The following is a 20727-nucleotide window of genomic DNA, read 5'->3' on the forward strand; positions in this document are numbered from 1 at the left end:
ATTGCTGAGGCTAAGAGAAACTGTGAATATTAATTTGGAACGTGAGTGAGTAAATCAAATTACAACACATTATCAGATAAGTCACTCACACTAAAACCGACATCATAAAGTGATATTTCATGGTCAGCACTACCTATACATTCTATTTCAGGAATTTGAGTTTTTTGACGTAAACCCAAATCGATACGACCTGAAAAAACTTTGTTACTTTCTATATTCAATATTTTGGTTATGTCAATTTGTATCTTAACTCTTGATCCTGCGGAAATTATTTCCGAATTATGAGCATCTGATCTTTCAACTCTAGCTAAATTTTGATAATTATGAGAGCTTTGCGAAAATATCATTAGCGATGGAAGCTCTACAATCTCTTTCATATAATGAGTTGTCGCTTTTATCTTAACTTTTTCGATATTCCTGTCGAGTAAATCCATAAATCCAGCATAACCTTCTACTTGTAAATCATATGGAAAACTCTTTATTTCCCCATTTTCATTTATTGCGTATTTCAGTTTATTAAAAATAGTATTAATAAAGTTATTTTTAACTCTGAACGCATTCACAATTTCTTGAAGATTGGCATTTGGTAATTCATTAAATACTAAATGTATATCTAAGGGGTGAAAACCGTAATATCCAACTTCAACTTTTGAGGATCGACCCCATGTATGAGCTATTTCAGGCGAGTGCTCTGTTAAGGTATGGAGAAAAATACCATGTTTTTCAGCTTTTTTAGTTGCTCCTTCGGTAAAACCTGAGCTAGATACTGCTATCATCGCGAACGCATCTAGACTCAACTTTCTACCTATTAGCTCTTCAATCCATTTTACGTCTTGGGGTGCGCTATGATGCCTGCACTCAATATGGCTTTTTAAACCATCATGATTAATCGCAATATCGATTTGTCTCATCTGCTTTGGGTTATCAGGGTCAGAAATCTTATCATTCCATACTACTTCGTCACCTGACTTAACCATAATTGAGATTATGCGACCAACTATCTGTTCGAACTCTTTTGGAGTCATTAATCTACCCCCTACCTTCAGATAGTCTATATATATTATGATCTAACTCATCTATGTCATAGCCTAATCCTTCTATTTGAGAAATTACTTCTCCAACAGCATCAAAATGCTCATGATTAATATTTTTAACTTCAATAAAGAGCTTCCCTGAATTAAAACTTACTTTTTCTATAATAAAACTAAATTCCGCTAAAACCTCTTGTAAGTTTATAACTAACTCGTCTTTATTTCTAATTCCATCAAGATAAAACTCTAAAATATTAGGCTCTTCATAATTATGAAAATCTAGCTGGTGTGCTGTTGCATTCCTAACGAACTGCGTTTTACTATTGCGGTTTGTAGACTTAGAATTCATAGAGCTAGAAAGGCGATTAACTGATAATTGAAGGCTTTTAAGCTCTTCTAACACATATCTATCAACAGAAACTGTTTCTTCAGTAATTAATGGAGCTTTAAACGCACCATAGTTTTTTAAGAAGGTAGAATAATTTTCAGGGTCACTTTCATATGCTTTGTAAGTCTTTTTTATTCTATCTTTTAAATTTTCTTTAAAAATTTCAATGTCATGATATCTTAAGTCTTTTGGATAACTTAGATGTTCAATTACAGAGGTATCAAAAGAATAAGGTGTTACTTCATCTTTTATAATGATTGTTGGTTTATCGAAAGCTAGACGCAATCCTAGCTCAAACATGACGTTTGGATTTCTACCGCTTATATCGCAAACTATCATTGGGTTATCGTATAAGTTCTGAACAATACGTTTGTGAATAACGCCTATATCATCCGCATCACTCACTAATCTAGCTTCAAAATTAGCTTCTTTAATAGCAGATTCTATTATCCTTTTGACATCTTTCCAATGAGATTCAGGATAGCCTTCCATACTTGCAATAGGCATTACAATGCCACATTTTTTCGGTAAATTATCATCTGATTTTTCGTGTGGCTTGCTTTCGACTTTATTCGGTTCAGATTGATTGTCCATTCTAATCTCCAAAGAAAACAATGAGTTCGTAGGGTGCGCCCAGCGCACCAATAACACTAAAATTAAAGTTTAGACTAATTTATCATAAAATGGTCATTCAGAAGCGCGTTTTAGCCCTGATTGCAGCGTATATACTTGGTTGGTCACTGGGCTGCGCAGGCGTGGCTAGAAGTGGTCGCTCGAATGTTGGAACGCCTCTAGTCTTAGCCACCGCCCCAGTGGACGACCAAGATAGTAGCGAAAAGCAGGATCAGCTCTCCTACTTTAAAAACCCAAACCCCAAACACAAAAAAGGTGAGCATTACGCTCACCTTTTCATTCTAAAAAACAGTTATCTACAATATTATCTAAACCAACTTAGCCTATCTAAACCAAGCACGAGCGTTACGGAACATACGCATCCACGCGCCGTCCTCATCCCATTCTTCTGGTTTCCAGCTGTGGTTATACGCTTTTAGGTTACGCTCAGGATGCGGCATCATGATAGTGACGCGACCATCGGTGCTACACAGACCCGTGACTCCGCCGAGCGAACCGTTTGGATTGAGCGGATACGTCTCAGTTGGATGACCTTGGCTATCGACATAACGCATCGCCAGCTGACCGTGGTTTGCCATACCGTCGATCTCGGTATTGTTCAGCGTCGCATAGCCTTCACCATGCGCCACAGCGATTGGCAAGATGCTGTCTTGCATCCCTTTGAACAGGATAGACTTGGTACGCTCAACTTTTACGTTGACGGTACGCGCTTCAAAACGAGCGGATTTATTTGCGACGAAACGTGGGAAGTTTTCTGCACCTGGGATGAGGTCTTTTAACTGCGCCATCATCTGACAACCGTTACAGACACCCAAGCTAAAGGTATCAGGACGGGCAAAGAAGCGGACAAACTGCATGCGTAGCTCGTCATGGAACAAAATAGAGTTCGCCCAGCCTGAGCCTGCGCCGAGTACGTCACCATAACTAAAGCCACCACAAGCGACCAGACCATCGAAGTCACGTAGATTGATACGGCCACTGAGTAGATCGCTCATGTGTACATCGACTGCTTCAAAGCCCGCTTGGGTAAAGCCTGCTGCCATCTCTGTCTGACCATTGACGCCTTGCTCGCGGAGAATTGCGACTCTTGGCTTCTCTTTGCGGCTAGCCAAGTACGGTTCTTCAACTTTTTGATTGAGATCAAAGTTTGGCGCAGCGATCAGGCCTTTATGGCTCGCGTCGCTAATCAAGTCATACTCTTGCTGTACGCACGCTGGATTATCACGGCGACGCGCGATCTGATAGCTGACCTGCGTCCATGCTTGCTGCAATTCAGTACGGCTAAAGCGTAGCGTGTCATCACCCATAAGCGTTGGCGTTTGAATTAGTAAGCTATCTTCTTCCGAGCTTTGACCAACGAGGCTGAGCATATCGCTAACGTTAAACTCTTCTGCCAACTGCATGAGAGCGGCGACGTTTTCTGGTAGTACTTGAATGACTGCACCCAGCTCTTCACTGAACAGCTGACCGAGTAAGTTGTCGTCATCTAATGACAGCTTGATACCTTGACGGCTGGTGAACTGCATTTCAGCGATAGTCGCTAGTAGACCACCATCACCGATATCGTGATAGGCACTGATGATGCCTTGCGCGTTGCCTGCTTGGACAAAGTTAAAGAAGTCGATTAAGTCGCTTGGCTGTGCTAGATCTGGGCAATCGTTACCCAATTGGCTCAGCGTTTGCGCAAGGATTGAACCGCCTAGACGCAATTTGCCTTTTGACAAGTCAATACGGTAGAACGCGCTATCGCCATTAATTAGCTCAGGGGTTAGCATTTTTGCCACATCAACCACAGGGGCAAAGGCAGTAATCACCAAACTCATTGGCGACACGACTGATTTATCCGTATCACCTTCTTCACTGCTGTCAGTCCAGTTCGCACGCATCGATAGCGAGTCTTTACCGACTGGGATAGCAATACCCAGTGCTGGGCATAGCTCTTCACCGACGGCATGTACCGCGTCAAATAATGCAGCATCCTCGGCGTCATCACCGCATGCTGCCATCCAGTTCGCTGACATGGTGATATCAGACAGCTGAGCAATACGCGCACCAGCGATGTTAGTAATTGCTTCACCCACTGCTAAACGCGCAGAAGCTTTTGGACTGATAAGCGCCACTGGTGTACGCTCACCGATACTCATGGCCTCGCCGCTCATCACCTGACCATCAAGCGCGACCAAGCCTGACGCTGTTACCGCACAATCTGCCACGGGCACTTGATAGCGACCCACATACTGATCACGCACGACCATACCCGTGATAGAACGATCACCGATGCTGATCAAGAATGATTTACTAGCGACGGTTGGATGACGCAATACGTCTTTGATAGACTCAGCTAAATTAACATCGCCAAGCGCTAATGCTGGCAACGTGCCATCAGTACGCTCAAAGCTACGCTTCATCTTTGGCGTGCCACCGAGCAATACTTGCATCGGCATATCGACAGGCTGCTCATCTAGCAGCGAATCGTTAACCACCAATTGACGCACATCCGTAGCTGTACCCAAGATGGCATACGGGCAGCGCTCACGCGCGCAGATCGCATCAAACTGGGCTTCGCTATCTGGGCGAATCGCGAGGACATAACGCTCTTGAGCTTCGTTTGACCAGATGGCCATTGGCGACATGCCCGCTTCTAACGATGGAACGTTACGCAGGTTCAGTACCGCTCCCATCTCGTGGTCATTGACCAGCTCTGGCATTGCATTAGAGATGCCGCCCGCGCCCACATCATGCAATGACACGATAGGGTTACCGTCTTTGCCATTATTGCTCGCATCGACATCATTACCGGCTAGTGCCCAGCAGCGATCCATCACTTCTTGGCAACGACGCTCCATCTCAGCGTTGTCACGCTGGACTGAAGCAAAATCCAAACCTTCATCAAGGTCACCGCTATCGACCGACGATGCTGCACCGCCGCCCAAACCGATTTGCATCGCAGGACCACCAAGGACGATGAGTAAGTCACCTTGTTGAATGGTGTTTTTTTCAATGAGGTTGCGTTTGATATTGCCGTAACCACCTGCCAGCATGATTGGCTTATGATAGCCACGCATCTCGCTACCGTCTTTTGCCGCTGACGTATCTAGCTGAAAGCTACGGAAATAACCACACAGATTAGGACGACCAAACTCATTCGAGAAGTTGGCACTACCTAATGGCGCTTCGGTCATAATCTCAAGGCTGGTTGCCATACGATCTGGCGTGCCATAGTCTTGCGTGCTCAGTTGACCTGACTGTTCCCATTTCTCAGCCAGCTCAGGGATATGCAAATGTGATACGTGAAAACCTGTTAGACCACCTTTTGGCTTACCGCCGCGACCTGTTGCGCCTTCATCACGAATCTCACCACCAGCACCTGTCGCTGCACCAGAGTACGGTGCAATCGCTGTTGGGTGGTTGTGCGTCTCAACTTTCATCAGGATATCGATTTCTTCTTGATGGAAATCATAAGGATGAGCAGAATTTACATCCATAGCGTCGGTCGGGATAGGATAAAAACGCATACCATTAGCGCCTGCCATGACCGCAGCGTTGTCTTTATAGGCAGATAAGATGCCTTGTGGATTAGACTGGTAGGTGTTCTTGATCATTTGGAACAGTGATTTGGGTTGTACCTCACCATCGACGGTCCACTGGGCATTGAAAATCTTATGACGGCAATGCTCTGAGTTTGCCTGTGCAAACATCATTAGCTCAACGTCAGTTGGATTGCGTTTTAGTTCATTGACGTACGCATTCATCAGGTAATCGATATCTTCACTTGATAAGGCAAAGCCAAACTCGGTATTGGCTGACTCTAGCGCTGCCTGACCTTGTCCAATGACGTCGATATGATTCAATGATGCTGGCGCTTGATCATCAAACAATTTGCTGACATCGCTCAAGTCATAAACCAGGCTCTGGGTCATACGATCAAACAATAACTGCTCGGCATCTACTGGTAGTTTTTCGCCTGCTTCACCGTCTATTTTTTTATCGAGGGTCAACGTATAAACAACGACACGCTCAACGCGGTTGATCTCGATTTCACAGTTATTAAAGATATCGGTTGCTTTACTTGCCCATGGTGAGATGGTGCCGAAACGTGGCCCAACGATGACTTGATGTTGGTTTTCTTGCGGCGCAGCTAGCGTTGTTGATGAGTCAACCGCAAGTAGATCTAGCGCTTTTTTATGCTCATCACCCGATAGCTCTCGTGATAGCACATAGACTTGCTGAGTACTTATTTGACTGACATTTAGCTCGGTTTTTTGCTGGAACTGACTGATGAGTTGCTGCGTCTGAAAATCGGTAAGAAACGGTTGTCCGGCGATGGTCATCATAAAGGCATAATCCGTAAGATCAAGGCATCTCTGCCATGCTAAGTAAATGGTCTGGGTATTATAACAAGAAGACCTATAATAAGCAGGTCTAAACCAAGATAAATTGCTGATAAGTTGTGCGCTACTGCTATCGAATAATTGCAGAATAATAAGCTTGTGCCATGATGTATTCACTACCCTTCTAATGCTGTACTGGACAAACAAAAGTGAAAAATACACAGCGTCACACTTTTTACCTAACCCTCATACTCCTTACAAACACTCACATCGCATTACTGGGCACCTATATAAATGTATGGGTACAACTCGGTATTCTAAATCCAGATAAAAACTAAAACGTGTAATCAAAACGTTTCACTATAATTTTAAAGTAAAAGGGATATCCTATGAGCAAGCAAGACCAAATTGATAAAATCCAAAACGTCATTAAAGATGTAAAGTTTGCAATGCTGAGCACTGTTAATAGCAAAGGCGATGTACACGCTTGGCCAATGACAACCAGCGAAGCGAGCATCGGTGGCAAAGAGATTTGGTTCATCGGTGACAAAACATCAGACATAGTAAAAGACATCCAGAATAACGAAAAAGTCGGTCTATCTTATGCTTCTCAAGATGAGAAAGACTATGTCTCTGTAAGTGCCAATGCAGAACTGCCAACGGACAAAAATAAGTTAGAAGAGCTTTGGTCACCAGTCTACAATGCGTTTTTTGAACATGGTAAAGAAGATCCAAATGTACAGCTAATCAAAGTCGTACCACATGGTGTTGAGTGCTGGTTAGGCGGTAGTTCTACTATTAATATGTTCAAGATGGCAGCAGCAGCATTACAAGATGGCAAAACAGCTGAAGACATCGGCGAACAGTTCGAAGTATCGCTATAAGTTACAGTTTATAAGTATTAGATAAGACGATTATTTGATAATCGGATATTTAATAATCTAAAACGTCAGTAAGCATCTGCTTATTGGCGTTTTTTAGTAGGTACTGTAGCAGTAGCCAGATCGATTGCTGCACGGTGATCAGCCCTTACAAACCATCACAGAGTATTACAGATCGACTGTATCGTCGCATTGAACAATATCGTTATATTAACTGTGGTTGCGCTGATAATAGTTGTTACGATCATTGGTTTGATTACAGGCATCAACTGGTGCTGATCAACTAACAATGATAGTGCCTATCTGGTAATACAAAGATTATTTTTTATCAGATAACTTTTATCTCGCACCCTCATTTTATTATAAAAATTAAATAGTAAAGGATAACTATTATGAATAAGCAAGAACAGCTAGACACCCTCCAAGCTATGGTAAAAGACATCAAATACACGATGATGACTACTCGCACCAGCGAAAACCACCTGCATTCCTGCCCGATGAACACTACCGAAACAGGTTTTGGTGCCAAAGAGATTTGGTTCATCGCTCATAATCCGTCTGAAACCGTTGATAACATCAACAACGATGCACAAGTCAATCTGGCTTACGTCAGTCAAGATAATAAAAAATACCTGTCTATCACGGGTAAAGCTGAGCTGGTAGATGATAAAGATAAGTTAGATGAGCTGTAGTCAGTAACTTATAATGCTTACTTTGAGAAAGGTAAAGAGGACCCAACAGTACAGCTGATCAAAGTCATCCCTCACGGCGCTGAATACTGGGCGAACGGTAATGCTATCGCTAGTGCTGTGAAGATGACAGCTGCAGCGGTGACAGATACTGCTATTGAGAAAAGCTTGGGTGAGAACTTCTCAATAGAACTATAGTATGCTACACATCAAAAATGTGAACACAAAAAAACGCCAGTGGCAGTAGCGACTGGCGTTTTTTATTAGTGACGGCTCTCAATACTAGCTACTTTACTAGCCGCTTTGTTTTAAATAAGGCCATGCCGCTTTTAGATAAATCATCATTGACCATAATGTCAATATCACAGCGGCTACCATCAAGACATAACCAATCGTCTCAAGCGACTCCCAATTTAACAAAAGCACTGTAATGGCGACCATCTGAAAGGTCGTCTTTAGCTTGCCGACGTAAGACACCGCAACACTGGTGCTTTTGCCGAGCTCTGCCATCCATTCACGTAGCGCAGATACCGCGATCTCACGCGAGATAATGACGATAGCGGCGATGGCCATGATGATATTAGGATGCCACTGTACAAGCACAATCAATGCGACCGCTACCATGAGCTTGTCAGCCACAGGGTCCAAAAAACGCCCAAATGCTGACATGACATTTAGTTTACGAGCAAAGTAGCCATCGAGCCAATCGGTAATCGCCGCGATAATAAAGACACTAGTCAAAAGCAAATGGCGCAGCAAACTATCGCTAAACTCGCTCATCCCTACTCGAGCAATAACGTTGTCTGAGATTGCTGGCATACCGATACCCATAGCAGGCGGCCAGTAGGCAATCGCAACAAACAGCGGAATCATCAAGATACGAGCAATCGTAAGATTGTTGGGCAAGTTAAAAATACTCTTAGTATTTTGCGAACTTGACGGCTCCTGCGTGTGCAAATGCGTGCTCTCAGTCATGGCAAACCCAGTTCAATATAGACATAATAATGGCAGATAGCTTAGCATTTTTCGGACAAGACGTCATGCCATCTCTTCAGCGATTGAGTGATCAAAACTATCTAGATCAGATATTTGCGATACTAGTTACCTAACCTATTGAAAGTATTGAACGTTAAAAGCATTGAACGCTTTGATCACTAACTCTTAACCCCAACCGTAGAGACCTTCTCATTTATTTAATCACTTACCGTTTAGAAACCCTTTGAACGACAATGGCTTAATTACTGACCACTTAAATCGTGTGCGGCTGTTTTAGCAGTCAGATGTCATCTTCAGACATATGGTTGAGGTTTTTACAACGTAATATACTGTAACCAAAACCGCCCAACCATAATCAATTAGGTTATTATAGCAACTGCTATAAAACACTTGTACACTCAAAAATAAGTCTATCTTGCCTTTTTATATGGGTCATTATGACTGTGATAAATGACAATATGGAGAACTAATAACTACAATAAATCACGACCACGGAATATGTAGCTTACCTACCTACACGGTCCGTTTTCCTCAGCCCGCAGTATCTCCTCTGTGGGCCTTTTTTTGTCTCTGAACTTCTCGCTTGCACTGTCTTTATCTAACTCAGATTGAATGAGTGACTGATCTGGTTACTGCTTGGTTTGATATGTCTATAATTCAAAAAAATTAATATTGATTACGCTTGTTGCGCTTGCCCAATGGTCTGAGCGGTTTGTAGTGCTGCTTGGTAGCAGCTCTCGATGTTCCCTTTTGTACACCAGTCACCGCTGACTATCCATTGTTTGGACTCATCTACTAGGATGCCTAATGCTTTCGTATCCGTATCTACTATAGTTGCTGCATAGCGCCAGCGATGACAATCTGTCTGGCTAGGGGCGCTATTCTCATCCCAGTCCAATGCCTGCTTGGCTGCCTGTAATAATTGCTCTTTGACCGCCTCGATATCATCATCGACATGTATCTGCGACCAGTCATTGCGTGCATGAATCGTGATACTTGGTAGCAGTCCATCATGTCCAGGCTTATGATGTTCGATAAATATTCTATCGAGTACAGTGCTATTTACATAAGCAACATCCCATTGTGGTGCCATCTGGTTGTTTAGTGTTTCAGGCAACGGCTGGGAGTCATCCCAACCGAGCATCAGCGTGTAGCACGCCTGCATCTTTGGTTCAGTAATGTTATCTTGCTGACTAAACCCGCTCCCTGCCATAAGCTCTACTGCCTGACCATTCGGTGCAGTACAGATCACCCAATCAAACCAGCCAAGACTAGCCCCAGTCTCATCAAAGAGCTCAGTTTGCTTTTCGTTTTGATGCTTTTCGTTTTGATGCTGAGTCGGGCTTTGGGTAAACTGAACAAGTGGTGCCACACGAGTTTTGAATACTATGTCTGTGTGTTTGAGCGCAGCCGCTAATTCACGTCCCCAGCTGGTCATCTTTGGTGTGCTGATATAGCGTGCATGGACGGTATCCCATTGTTCTTTGCTTTTGATATCAGGCGATTGAGCGTTGTTGTGCTGTGATTCAGATGCTGGCGTTAGCTCAGCCACTTTGGCACACCATGGCTGTAACAGCCGCGTATCTAACCAAGGAGCGACAAACGCTTGGAAGCTCTTGGTCTTTGCTGTAAAGAACTGCGCACCAAATGCCCACTGCCAGTTTTTGCCTGTATCACTGTCAGTACGATAACGCGTTGCTAGGCGTCCCACACTACGTGACTTTTCAAAGATAGTGATATGAGGTGTGATTGCTTGATTATCGTTCTGGCTTGATGCGCGTTCTAGTAGTGTCGCGGTGAGCAGCCCTGTCAGACCACCGCCAATGATCGCTATTTTTGATGATAGGGTATCCGTTGAGATCGAAGCATATTCCGTCATAATGGCCGTAAACCTTATAGAGTCTTTATGAGTCGCCATCATAGCCACTCTGTGAATCACATTGTCGTATGCATATGTGTAGTCATGATATTGTCGCTTAGACGTATTGAACCTTCAAAACACCTCAATATCAATATCGTCTACGTAAAAAAGCCACGCTATTTGCGATAGCATGGCTTTTTTGGATTTTTTTTAAGATGTATAAGCGAGCACTACAGGTTAGTTTTGCACGTCTTTCTCTGGCAAAAACTAACCCATCAACGACTCTACTCTCCGCGACCAGCTTTGACCTGTTCGACCAGATCATTGATCACTGAGCTGTCTGCCAGCGTAGATAAGTCACCCAGTCCAACATACTGCCCTTCTGCCAGTTTACGCAAGATACGGCGCATGATCTTTCCTGAGCGGGTTTTTGGTAGTGCCTCAACCATATAGATGGCATCTAAAGTCGCAATAGGCCCGATCTCAGCACGTACATGACGTTTGAGCTCCGCTTTTAGATCATCTGTTGCTTCTTCACCTGATTTTAAAATAATGAAGGCACAGATACCTGTTCCGCGTATCTCATGCGGCATACCGACAATTGCGGCTTCGGCAGTAGCCGGATGAGCAACCAACGCGCTCTCAATCTCTGCTGTACCCAAGCGATGCCCAGCAACGTTGAGGACGTCATCGACACGGCCCGTAATCCAATAATGCCCATCTTCATCACGCTGGGCACCATCACCTGTAAAGTAATGACCCGGATAATCACTAAAGTATGTCTTTAAGAAGCGCGGATGGTCATTGTAGATCGTACGCATCTGTCCTGGCCAACCACTGCTGATAACCAAATTGCCTTCTGCCGCGCCTTCCATTATTGCGCCGTCAGCATTGACGACTTGTGGCTTAACACCATATAGCGGCGTCATTGCAGCACCTGGCTTTAAATCAACTGTGCCTGGTATTGGCGCCATTAGGATACCGCCTGTCTCGGTCTGCCACCATGTATCGACAATTGGACATTTACTATCACCAACGACATTATAGTACCAGTCCCATGCTTCTGGATTGATCGGCTCACCGACCGAACCTAGCAAGCGCAGACTTGAACGATCTGACTCACGTACAAAGGCATCACCCTCTTTCATCATCGCTCGAATCGCCGTTGGGGCGGTGTATAAAATAGTCACGTCGTGCTTGTCGATGATGTGTCCGATACGTGCCCATGTTGGATACTCTGGCACCCCTTCAAAAATGACTGTCGTGGTGCCATTGGCGAGCGGTGCATACGTGGAGTACGTGTGACCTGTAATCCAGCCGACATCTGCGGTACACCAATACACGTCATCTTCTTTGATATCAAAGACATCACGGAAGGTAGATAGCGCATAAGTAATATAACCCCCTGTCGTATGCACCACACCTTTGGGCTTACCCGTTGAGCCAGAGGTATACAATAAGAATAAGGGATCTTCGGCATTCATCACTTCAGGTTCACAGATCTCTGACTGCCCATCAACGAGATTGTGATACCAGACGTCGCGGCGACCACTCATTGGGATAGAGTTACCTGTACGGTGGACGACGATGACTTTTTCGACACTGTCAGTCCCATCCATTTCTAACGCCTGATCGACATTGGCTTTGAGCGGAGTATGTTTGCCACCGCGTAAGCCTTCATCGGCGGTGATAACGACTTTTGATCGGCTATCTATCAAACGGTTACCTAGACTCTCGGCAGAAAAACCACCAAACACCACTGAATGTACCGCACCAATACGTGCACATGCCAGCATCGAAACCATGGCTTCTGGTATCATTGGCATATATAACGTGACACGATCACCTTTCCCAACGCCAAGCTTGCGCAGCGAGTTACCCAAACGACAGACCGCCTCATGTAATTCTTTGAAAGAAATAATCTTGTGTAATGAAGGGTGATCCCCTTCCCAAATAATGGCAGGCTTATAGGGATTGTCTTCTAGATGGCGATCTAGGCAGTTTACTGAGATATTCAGCTCACCATCTTCGAACCATTTGATATTAAAATCGTCTAGATCATAATTGACGTTGCTGATTTTTGTTGGTTTCTTTATCCAATCAATCAGCTCAGCACGCTGTGCCCAAAAAGCATCACTGGCTTCGGTTGATTCGATGGATTGTGCATAGTCTTTGGTGTACTGCTCAGGTGTGGTATTTGCTGCAGCCATGAACTCGGCTGTGATAGGGAATGATTTCTGGGTCATAGTTTTGTCCTTTTAATTGTTATGACCTACACAGATAATCGTCTATAACGACCGTCTATACAGGTGATAAGAGCCATCTTCCATAATGTGTGACACTCAGCGATAGTTTGACAAATAAGCGTGACGGTTGCAAGGCTTCAACCGCCAATCATAACAATTTCGCTGTACAACTGTGTACTTGCAGACCAATAGTCTCGTCTTTGTAAATGCTTACCTTGTTCCCTCCTCTTGTTCCTTTAATTGCTTTTAATGGCTTATAAGTGATTATCTATTTTGGTATTGAGCTGGTATTGAGCAAAACCTTTGGACTTATAAGCCTATAAAAACCATTAAGATAAAGGGTAAAATAGAAAGCTGTAAATGACACAAGCCATACATAAGTATGGCTTGCTGTTATCGATATTTAACTATCTATAGTACGTACTTATTTAAGCTGAGTGACGGTTTTCCATGCGCCACTGTTCACTTGTGATAAGTAAACATCATTAATCGCAACATGGCTCTCAGGGGTGATGGCGACCGTAGACCCTGTCACGCCATCAACAAAACTGACAGTCTCTAGACCGGCATTGAATGTATCGGCATTCAAATCAGGACCTGCAGCTTTTAGTCCGTCAACGGTGATTCTTGCAGCAACATGACCAATAATCGCGCCTGCTGATACGTCTTCACCAGTGGCTTTTTTGAACTTATCAACGAACGCTTTAGTCTCAGGCTCATTGGCTCTTAATGCCAAATCATTATAGTAAGAGACCGCATACAGACCTTCACTTGCACCGCCTGGCGCTGCAGCAACTGCCGGATGGAATCCTGTTGCAGGTGCGATAAACTTCACATCGCTCCAGCCCATGGCGTTTGCCGTACCGACAGCCGTGATAGCGCCTCGGATAGTGAGAGATAACGCAATCAAATCACAATTGGATTCTTTTAGTTTGGCAATCGCCCCTGAGAAGTCTGTCTCATCTGGGCGATGTGAGCTAGAAGCAACCAAAGTAACATTAGGATTATTATCACTGATGTCCTTTGCCGCTGCATTGGTCTCCTCTCCATAATCTGATGGAATATACATGACGCATAGGTTTTTCACATCGTTTTCAGCGATCAGATACTCCATCCCAAGTTTCATTGAATCGTAATAAGTACTGCCAATCGTATAACGACGATTTAGCGCGCCCTCTTCTTGCATAGGGGTTGCAAACGTGATCGGCATGACACTAGGGACATTGGCACGATCCATAATAGGGAAGCTGGCTAAGTTATGCGGTGTGCCTAACGACATCAACATCGCAAAGACTTTATCGCGGCTCACTAATTTGTTGGCGGCCTGTACTGCCTTTGGCACTTGATAAGAATGGTCTTCGACAATGTAGCGAATCTTTCGACCGTTGACACCGCCCGCAGCATTTACTTCGTCAAAATACATATTGGCCGCAGTGACCGCAGGATTACCAAAACCTGCAAACGGACCAGATAAATCATTTGCACCGCCCAAGACAATTTCGGTATCGGTGACGCCTTGTACTGGTATATCACTCGTAGACGCTGTCGCTTCGGCATCAGTGCTAGTTGCTGATGTGGTTTCTGGATTATTACACCCAACCAAACCTATCGTCCCAACTGTCAATGCCAGTAGCGTCGTTTTGAATGTCCATCTCATTGCCTATCTCCTTGCGACTGAGTCGCTGTCAGTTTGATGTTACGGTAAATTTGATAGCACTGATCTATACCAACTGTCCGTGTGTAATCAGTACATAGACTCGATTAACGCATGATGTTTTTTCTCAACCAGATTCCTTTTTAATTTCATAGTCGCTGTCAGCTCATCATCTTCAGGACTGAGTAACACGTCTATTAGTCGGAACTTTTTTATGGTTTCGACTTGTGCTAGAGTCGCATTGGCAGACTGAACCACATCATCTATCAAGGCGATCACTTCAGGCGCGTGACACAATGAGCGAAAATCAGAGAACATCACTTGATTGTCTTGGGCATATTTTTCTACGTTTTCTTGATCTATCATGATAAGACAAGTGAGGTACTTACGCTTATCGCCAATGACGACCGCATCTGAGATATAAGGTGAAAATTTGAGCTTGCTTTCTATGGCAGCTGGGGTAACGTTCTTACCACCTGCTGTGATGATGATGTCTTTGATACGGCCTGTGATAAATATATAGCCATCTCTTATCTCGCCCACATCACCTGTATGTAGCCAGCCGTCACGTAGGTCGTCAGCGGTTTTTTCGGGCTTGTTCCAGTACCCTGCAAACACATTGCCGCCTTTTAGTAATATCTCGCCATTATCAGCGATGCGAACTTGAGAGTGTGGTAAGGGTTTACCGACGCTACCGACCATTTGGGCGTCTTGAGTATTCATGGATATCACGCCTGTACTTTCAGTCATGCCGTAGCCTTCATAGATAGGCACACCTATCGCATGAAACCAGCGAATAATATCCAATGATATTGGGGCAGCCCCAGTAGTAGCACGGCGAACATTGGTCATTCCAATAAGATCGCGAATCTTACGCAATACCAGCTTGTCCCAAAACTCGTAACGAAGCCGTTGACCAGCCGTAGGCGTCTTCCCTGCCATAATCGTGTCAGCATGGTCATGACCTGCTTTTATGGCTTGATCAAATGCCCAGCCATTAAACGCACTGGCATCGCTACGCATATTACTGATAGAGGCATACATTTTTTCCCATAGCCTTGGGACAGCCGTAAAGGTATTGGGCGATACTTCTTTCATGTTTTCAAATACGGTCTCAGTACTCTCCGCAAAGTTGACGATACAGCCTCTATGAATAGGGACATCTACCGACACCACACGCTCTAGTACATGGCATAAAGGTAGGAAACATAACTGCTCATCAGTAGGTAAAACCTCGATGACTTCGGTGGTTGTTTTTAGCCCAAACATGACATTGGCATGCGTTAAAATAGCGCCTTTTGGATCACCAGTCGTGCCTGACGTGTAGATCAGTGTGCGTATATCATTCGCGGTGCTTTGGTCAATATAGTTGCCAAAACGCTCTAGCGCATTGTCAACACTTTGACCAAGCGCGTATAGCTCATCCAAAAAGATAACCTGCTCATCTTCTAGGCTACGTAGACCTTTACGCTCAAAGACGATGACTTTTTTGAGCATCGGTGTACGTTCACGTACCTCTAAAAACTTATGGAGCTGCTCATCGTTTTCAACGATCAAAAATTTAGACTGACTGTCATTGAGTATATAGGCGAGCTGATCTGGACTGTCTGTGGTGTAGACGCCATTGGGTATACCGCCTACAGCGCAGATACCCATATCGCAATAGAGCCACTCTTTATTGTCTTCACTCAAGATAGAAACCGTGTCCCCTTTGGTCAGACCCAGCTCAATAAGTGCCATGCCGATATCACAGCCGCGATGATAATAATCCAGCCAGCTATAACTTTGCCAAATACCAAAAGCTTTTTCGCGATGGGCGATTTTTTCTCCCCGGCTCAGGCACATCTGTCGCCAGAGCTTACTTAAGGTATCGCAGCCTTCTAGGACCTGCAGCTCATGGTCATAAGGCGCATTACGTATCTTGCGGCTGTTATTGTGGTTGTTACTATGGCTGTTATTGTGAGTAGAAGACTCCATATGAGCCGATGCTTGCGCTACAGAGACGCTCTCAGTGACTGCTGTATCAGCAGTAGCGGGATAGGTCACATCAATCGAATTATCAGTAGAATTAGTCATGAGTATTATCGCCAAGTCTTTTTGCGTTTCCACCGAGTGGCTTCCGCTGTATTGTCTTTGGTTTGTCCAAGGTAGAACTCTTTAATATCATCAGAGTGCATCAGCTTGTCTGCTGAGCCTGCCATGACGATACGTCCCGTTTCTAACACATACCCATAATCCGCAGCAGCGAGCGCGACTCTTGCGTTTTGTTCAACCAGTAAGATTGTCACGCCCTGCTCTTTGTTCAATCTGCGAATGATGGCAAATATCTCTTGTACCAGAAGTGGTGACAGACCAAGCGATGGCTCATCGAGTAGCATCAGTGAAGGACGTGACATCAGTCCGCGACCGATCGCCAGCATCTGCTGCTGACCTCCAGACATCGTACCAGCAGCCTGCGAACGGCGGTCTTTGAGTATGGGGAAATACTCGTATATCATCTCAACATCACGCTCAATCTCAGACTTATCACGGCGAGTATAAGCGCCCATTGCTAGGTTTTCGGCAACATTCAAGAAAGGGAAAACCTCTCGGCCTTCTGGCACATGTGATAGACCTTTCTTTACTAACCGATCAGGTTCAGTGCCATCGATACGCTCACCGTGGAACCATACCGCGCCTTTACGTGGATTGATAACCCCAGAGATGGTCTTCATAAGCGTGGTTTTACCCGCACCATTAGCGCCTAAAATTGTGACTACTTTACCTTCTGGTACCTCAAGGCTTACGCCCCTTAATGCCATGACAGGGCCATAGGCAGATTCTAGGTTACGTACCTCTAGCATGTTGTTCTTTACTTCAGAATCTACTAAATTCATCTCAGTTGCTGGCGCTGCAGATGACAGTGATTTTTTAATTGGTTTCATCACACGCTCTCCTGCCCAAGATAGGCCTCGATGACTTGTGGATTGGCTTGAACCTCAGCTGCCGTGCCCTGCGCCAAAAACTTACCTTCAGCGACGGCCAAGACACGATCTGATACTCGGTTGACTAGGCTCATGTCATGCTCGACCATCAATATCGTCAAACCCAAGTCTTTTTGCATATCCTCAATCCACCACGCCATCTCGGACGTCTCCTCTACACTGAGACCGGATGCGGGCTCATCGAGCAAAATAAGCTTGGGATTGGCCGCAAGCGCGCGAGCAATTTCGACGACTTTTCTAATACCATAAGGCAAGCCTGCAATCAGCTGATCTCGATAAGGCGCAAGCTCCAAGAAGTCTATAATTTTCTCAACGTGCATACGATGCTCGCGCTCACTGCGGCGCACCTTTGGTGAAAACAGCAAGTCCTGTATCCATGAGGTGCTACGCTGAGAGTGGCGACCGATGAGTAGATTCTGTAGCACACTAGAGTGATCAAACAGCTCGATATTCTGAAACGTGCGTGCAATGCCTAGTTTGGCAATATCATGAGCAGGCAGTTCGGTGATGTCCGTACCATCAAAAGTAATACGACCACTAAGCGGCTCATACAAGCGACTGATTAAGTTAAAAATAGTCGACTTGCCCGCGCCGTTAGGTCCTACGATCGTAAATACTTCACCTTCGTTCACCTCAAAACTAATGTTATCAACGGCTTTTACACCGCCAAACGCGATAGATAACGACTCTACTTGTAATAGGCTCATCGCATACGCTCCGTTTTTAGATAAGTTTTGGAACGGCGGAACAAACCTTTTCGATACAGCGGAAACATATTGAACCAAGTGCGTATCTTAATCCACATACCGTATATACCGCGCGGCTCATAAATGATCATAATGACGATAACCAAAGCAAATAATGCGGTATCAATACCAGGAATGTTGGTGATACTAGCACCTGTACTTTGACCGATGACGTCACCTAAGATTGCAATAACTTGCGGTAATAAGACGACAACCACTGCACCAAAAAATGCACCGTGTATAGACCCTAAACCACCGATGACAATCTGCAGCAGTATGGTGATAGAGATAACAACAGTAAAACTCTCATAGTTAACCGCTTGCACGAAATGCCCGTACATCGCGCCGCCGACCGCTGTAATCGCACAAGATAAGCTAAAAGCTAACGTTTTGGCTTGTGGCACATTGACGCCAAGCGCACGGGCAGAGACCTCACTGTCTCTAATAGCCAAAAACGAGCGTCCAGTATTACTTCTGAGTAGATTGATATAACCAAAGGTAATCAGTACCACTAGTGCCAAGCATAAGTAATAAAAGGCTTTTGGTGTGATGTAGCGATCGATGGTATAGCCAAAGAGATTGATGGGAGACGCGAAGGTACCAGAGATACCACCGGTAATCGGCTCAGCTACGATAGCAATATCTTCGATGATAATACTAAGCGCCAAGGTAGCAATGGCTAAGTAAATACCACTGGTTCTCAAGATCGGCCGAGCAATCATCGCGCCAATGACACCTGTAATAACTGCACAGGCGATCAAAGCTGGAAAAAAGTTCCAACCTCGACTCATCAGTGCCAGATGACTAAAAGCGCCTATCGCCATAAAAGCGGCATGACCCAAACTGACTTGACCAGTATGACCCGTCAAAAGCATGAGACCTAGTCCTGATATGGACCAAATTAATATGGCACTGAGCTCACTAATATAATAGTTGCTGAGCAACCAAGGTGCCATTAGGAGTAGTAAGAGAAGCACGCCGTATTTTATAAGCTGGCGTTTATCGTCGAAGACATTGATGTCTTGATCGTAGCTGTGTTTAAACTGGGCTTTCATTGACAGTACTCTTCCTTGAAATTGTTTAGAGAAAGCTTTGTCATCCTTGAATCAAAGCGTCTATGAATCAAAGCTTCTATACTTTTTTCTGTTTGACCTGCGAAAAAATACCGCCTGGACGTACGATCAGCACAATCAACATCACCACATAAGGCGCAATCTGACTGAGACCTAAAGGTAGATAACGACTGGCGAATGGTTCTATTACGCCAACTAACAGCCCGCCAACGAGAGCACCTGGGAGAGAGCCTAGACCGCCGATTACCGCAGCAGCAAATGCTTTGATACCGAATAATAGCCCGATGGAGGGTTCGATCGCGCCTTTGGCTGCAAACAATATGCCCGCAAGCGCAGCGACAACACCGGACAGCGCCCACACAATACCGTTGACTCGTTTGACGGGGATGCCCATATAGTAAGCCGCCATTTGGTTTTGGCTACTCGCTTGCATCGCGATACCGAGCCGCGTATGGGCAAAAAAGAAGTACAGAATAGAAGTGAGTGCGATGGTAGATACGATAATTATCAGATCAACATAAGCAATACTCAGTGACCCTAACGCCAGCATCTGACCTGAGAACGGTGTCTGTAATGAGACTGGGCTATGCCCCCAAATGACCCCCGCGACAAAGCGTATCAAAAAGCCCAGCGAGATAGTGAGAATAACCATGGCGAATTGCGGCTGACCAAAGATTCCGCGCAATACGAATCGATCAAGCAGATAACCAAATACCCCCATAATGATGGAGGCAAGCGTAATACCCAGTAGAAAAGGAAGGTTTGCTTCATCAGCATTGATGAAAGCGATGCCTAAAAAAGCGCCGAGCATGAGCATATCGCCCTGAGCAAAGTTTACGGCCTCAGAGGCTTTGTAAATCAGTACAAAACCCAGCGCTAACAGCCCATATATACAGCCATTAGCAATCCCGCTAATGAGCAGTTGTAGGATATCCATAAAGTCCCTTTTGTCTTAACATTGTCATCCATGACAATGTTTAAATAAGCCGGTCAGTCGGCTGGGTTTTAACTCAACTACTTTTGGAGAACATCATGTCCTTCCAATAAAAATGCCTACATTCTCAACAAATAATAAACGCAATAGCAGTACTAACGAACAATATTTGTGCTTTTACATTATACCAACTACTGTTTGTTGTCTATAAAAAAATAAGGTCATTCAATGATTTATAGCAAATAGGCTGAAGTGATATGCATCAATCACTTAAAACACT

Annotated in this window: 13 protein-coding genes and 1 pseudogene; 2 read left to right on the top strand and 12 right to left on the bottom strand. The window is 44.7% G+C overall.

Going from position 1 to position 20727, the window contains the following annotated elements:
* Positions 1-59: 59 nt before the first annotated feature.
* The 3 genes from NJD71_RS06970 to purL all read right to left on the bottom strand — a co-directional run bounded on the left by NJD71_RS06970 (position 60) and on the right by purL (position 6386).
* A complete protein-coding gene (locus tag NJD71_RS06970) occupies positions 60-1025 on the bottom strand; it encodes a restriction endonuclease (protein ID WP_319051214.1) in 966 nt (321 codons plus the stop codon).
* Between the two features lie 4 nt (positions 1026-1029).
* Positions 1030-2013: a hypothetical protein gene (locus NJD71_RS06975; RefSeq protein WP_319051215.1), complete on the bottom strand. Its 984-nt coding sequence runs from the start codon at positions 2011-2013 to the stop codon at positions 1030-1032.
* A gap of 362 nt (positions 2014-2375) precedes the next feature.
* Complete coding sequence (gene purL, locus NJD71_RS06980) at positions 2376-6386, bottom strand: phosphoribosylformylglycinamidine synthase (RefSeq protein ID WP_319051216.1); 4011 nt, start codon at positions 6384-6386, stop codon at positions 2376-2378.
* A 386-nt stretch (positions 6387-6772) separates the two neighbouring features.
* On the opposite strand from purL, the gene NJD71_RS06985 reads away from it, so the two are divergent.
* On the top strand, positions 6773-7267 hold the full coding sequence (locus tag NJD71_RS06985; RefSeq protein ID WP_319051217.1) for a pyridoxamine 5'-phosphate oxidase family protein: 495 nt from the start codon (positions 6773-6775) through the stop codon (positions 7265-7267).
* A 389-nt stretch (positions 7268-7656) separates the two neighbouring features.
* A pseudogene (locus NJD71_RS06990) lies at positions 7657-8151 on the top strand (pyridoxamine 5'-phosphate oxidase family protein).
* Between the two features lie 96 nt (positions 8152-8247).
* Here the strand turns inward: NJD71_RS06990 and pgsA are convergent.
* The 9 genes from pgsA to NJD71_RS07035 all read right to left on the bottom strand — a co-directional run bounded on the left by pgsA (position 8248) and on the right by NJD71_RS07035 (position 20450).
* Positions 8248-8928, bottom strand: coding sequence for a CDP-diacylglycerol--glycerol-3-phosphate 3-phosphatidyltransferase (gene pgsA, locus NJD71_RS06995; RefSeq protein ID WP_319051218.1), 681 nt, complete (start codon positions 8926-8928; stop codon positions 8248-8250).
* 697 nt (positions 8929-9625) lie between these two features.
* A complete protein-coding gene (locus NJD71_RS07000; protein WP_319051219.1) occupies positions 9626-10870 on the bottom strand; it encodes an NAD(P)/FAD-dependent oxidoreductase in 1245 nt (414 codons plus the stop codon).
* Positions 10871-11094: 224 nt separating this feature from the next.
* Positions 11095-13056 carry an acetate--CoA ligase gene (acs, locus tag NJD71_RS07005; RefSeq protein ID WP_319051220.1) on the bottom strand — a complete coding sequence of 654 codons (1962 nt, stop codon included), beginning with the start codon at positions 13054-13056 and terminating at the stop codon, positions 11095-11097.
* A 424-nt stretch (positions 13057-13480) separates the two neighbouring features.
* A complete protein-coding gene (locus NJD71_RS07010; protein ID WP_319051221.1) occupies positions 13481-14713 on the bottom strand; it encodes an ABC transporter substrate-binding protein in 1233 nt (410 codons plus the stop codon).
* 87 nt (positions 14714-14800) lie between these two features.
* Positions 14801-16786, bottom strand: coding sequence for an AMP-dependent synthetase/ligase (locus NJD71_RS07015; RefSeq protein WP_319051222.1), 1986 nt, complete (start codon positions 16784-16786; stop codon positions 14801-14803).
* Between the two features lie 5 nt (positions 16787-16791).
* The gene (locus tag NJD71_RS07020; protein WP_319051223.1) at positions 16792-17634 is read right to left on the bottom strand and encodes an ABC transporter ATP-binding protein; all 843 of its coding nucleotides are present in this window, start codon (positions 17632-17634) and stop codon (positions 16792-16794) included.
* A complete protein-coding gene (locus NJD71_RS07025) occupies positions 17634-18401 on the bottom strand; it encodes an ABC transporter ATP-binding protein (RefSeq protein ID WP_319051224.1) in 768 nt (255 codons plus the stop codon). Before NJD71_RS07025 ends, NJD71_RS07020 begins: the two co-directional genes overlap by 1 nt.
* Complete coding sequence (locus tag NJD71_RS07030; RefSeq protein ID WP_319051225.1) at positions 18398-19495, bottom strand: branched-chain amino acid ABC transporter permease; 1098 nt, start codon at positions 19493-19495, stop codon at positions 18398-18400. The genes NJD71_RS07025 and NJD71_RS07030 overlap by 4 nt, the downstream gene beginning before the upstream one ends.
* Before the next feature lie 76 nt (positions 19496-19571).
* Positions 19572-20450: a branched-chain amino acid ABC transporter permease gene (locus NJD71_RS07035; RefSeq protein WP_319051226.1), complete on the bottom strand. Its 879-nt coding sequence runs from the start codon at positions 20448-20450 to the stop codon at positions 19572-19574.
* Positions 20451-20727: the final 277 nt, after the last annotated feature.

This window comes from Psychrobacter sp. PP-21 (genome assembly GCF_033790785.1).
Lineage (GTDB): Bacteria > Pseudomonadota > Gammaproteobacteria > Pseudomonadales > Moraxellaceae > Psychrobacter.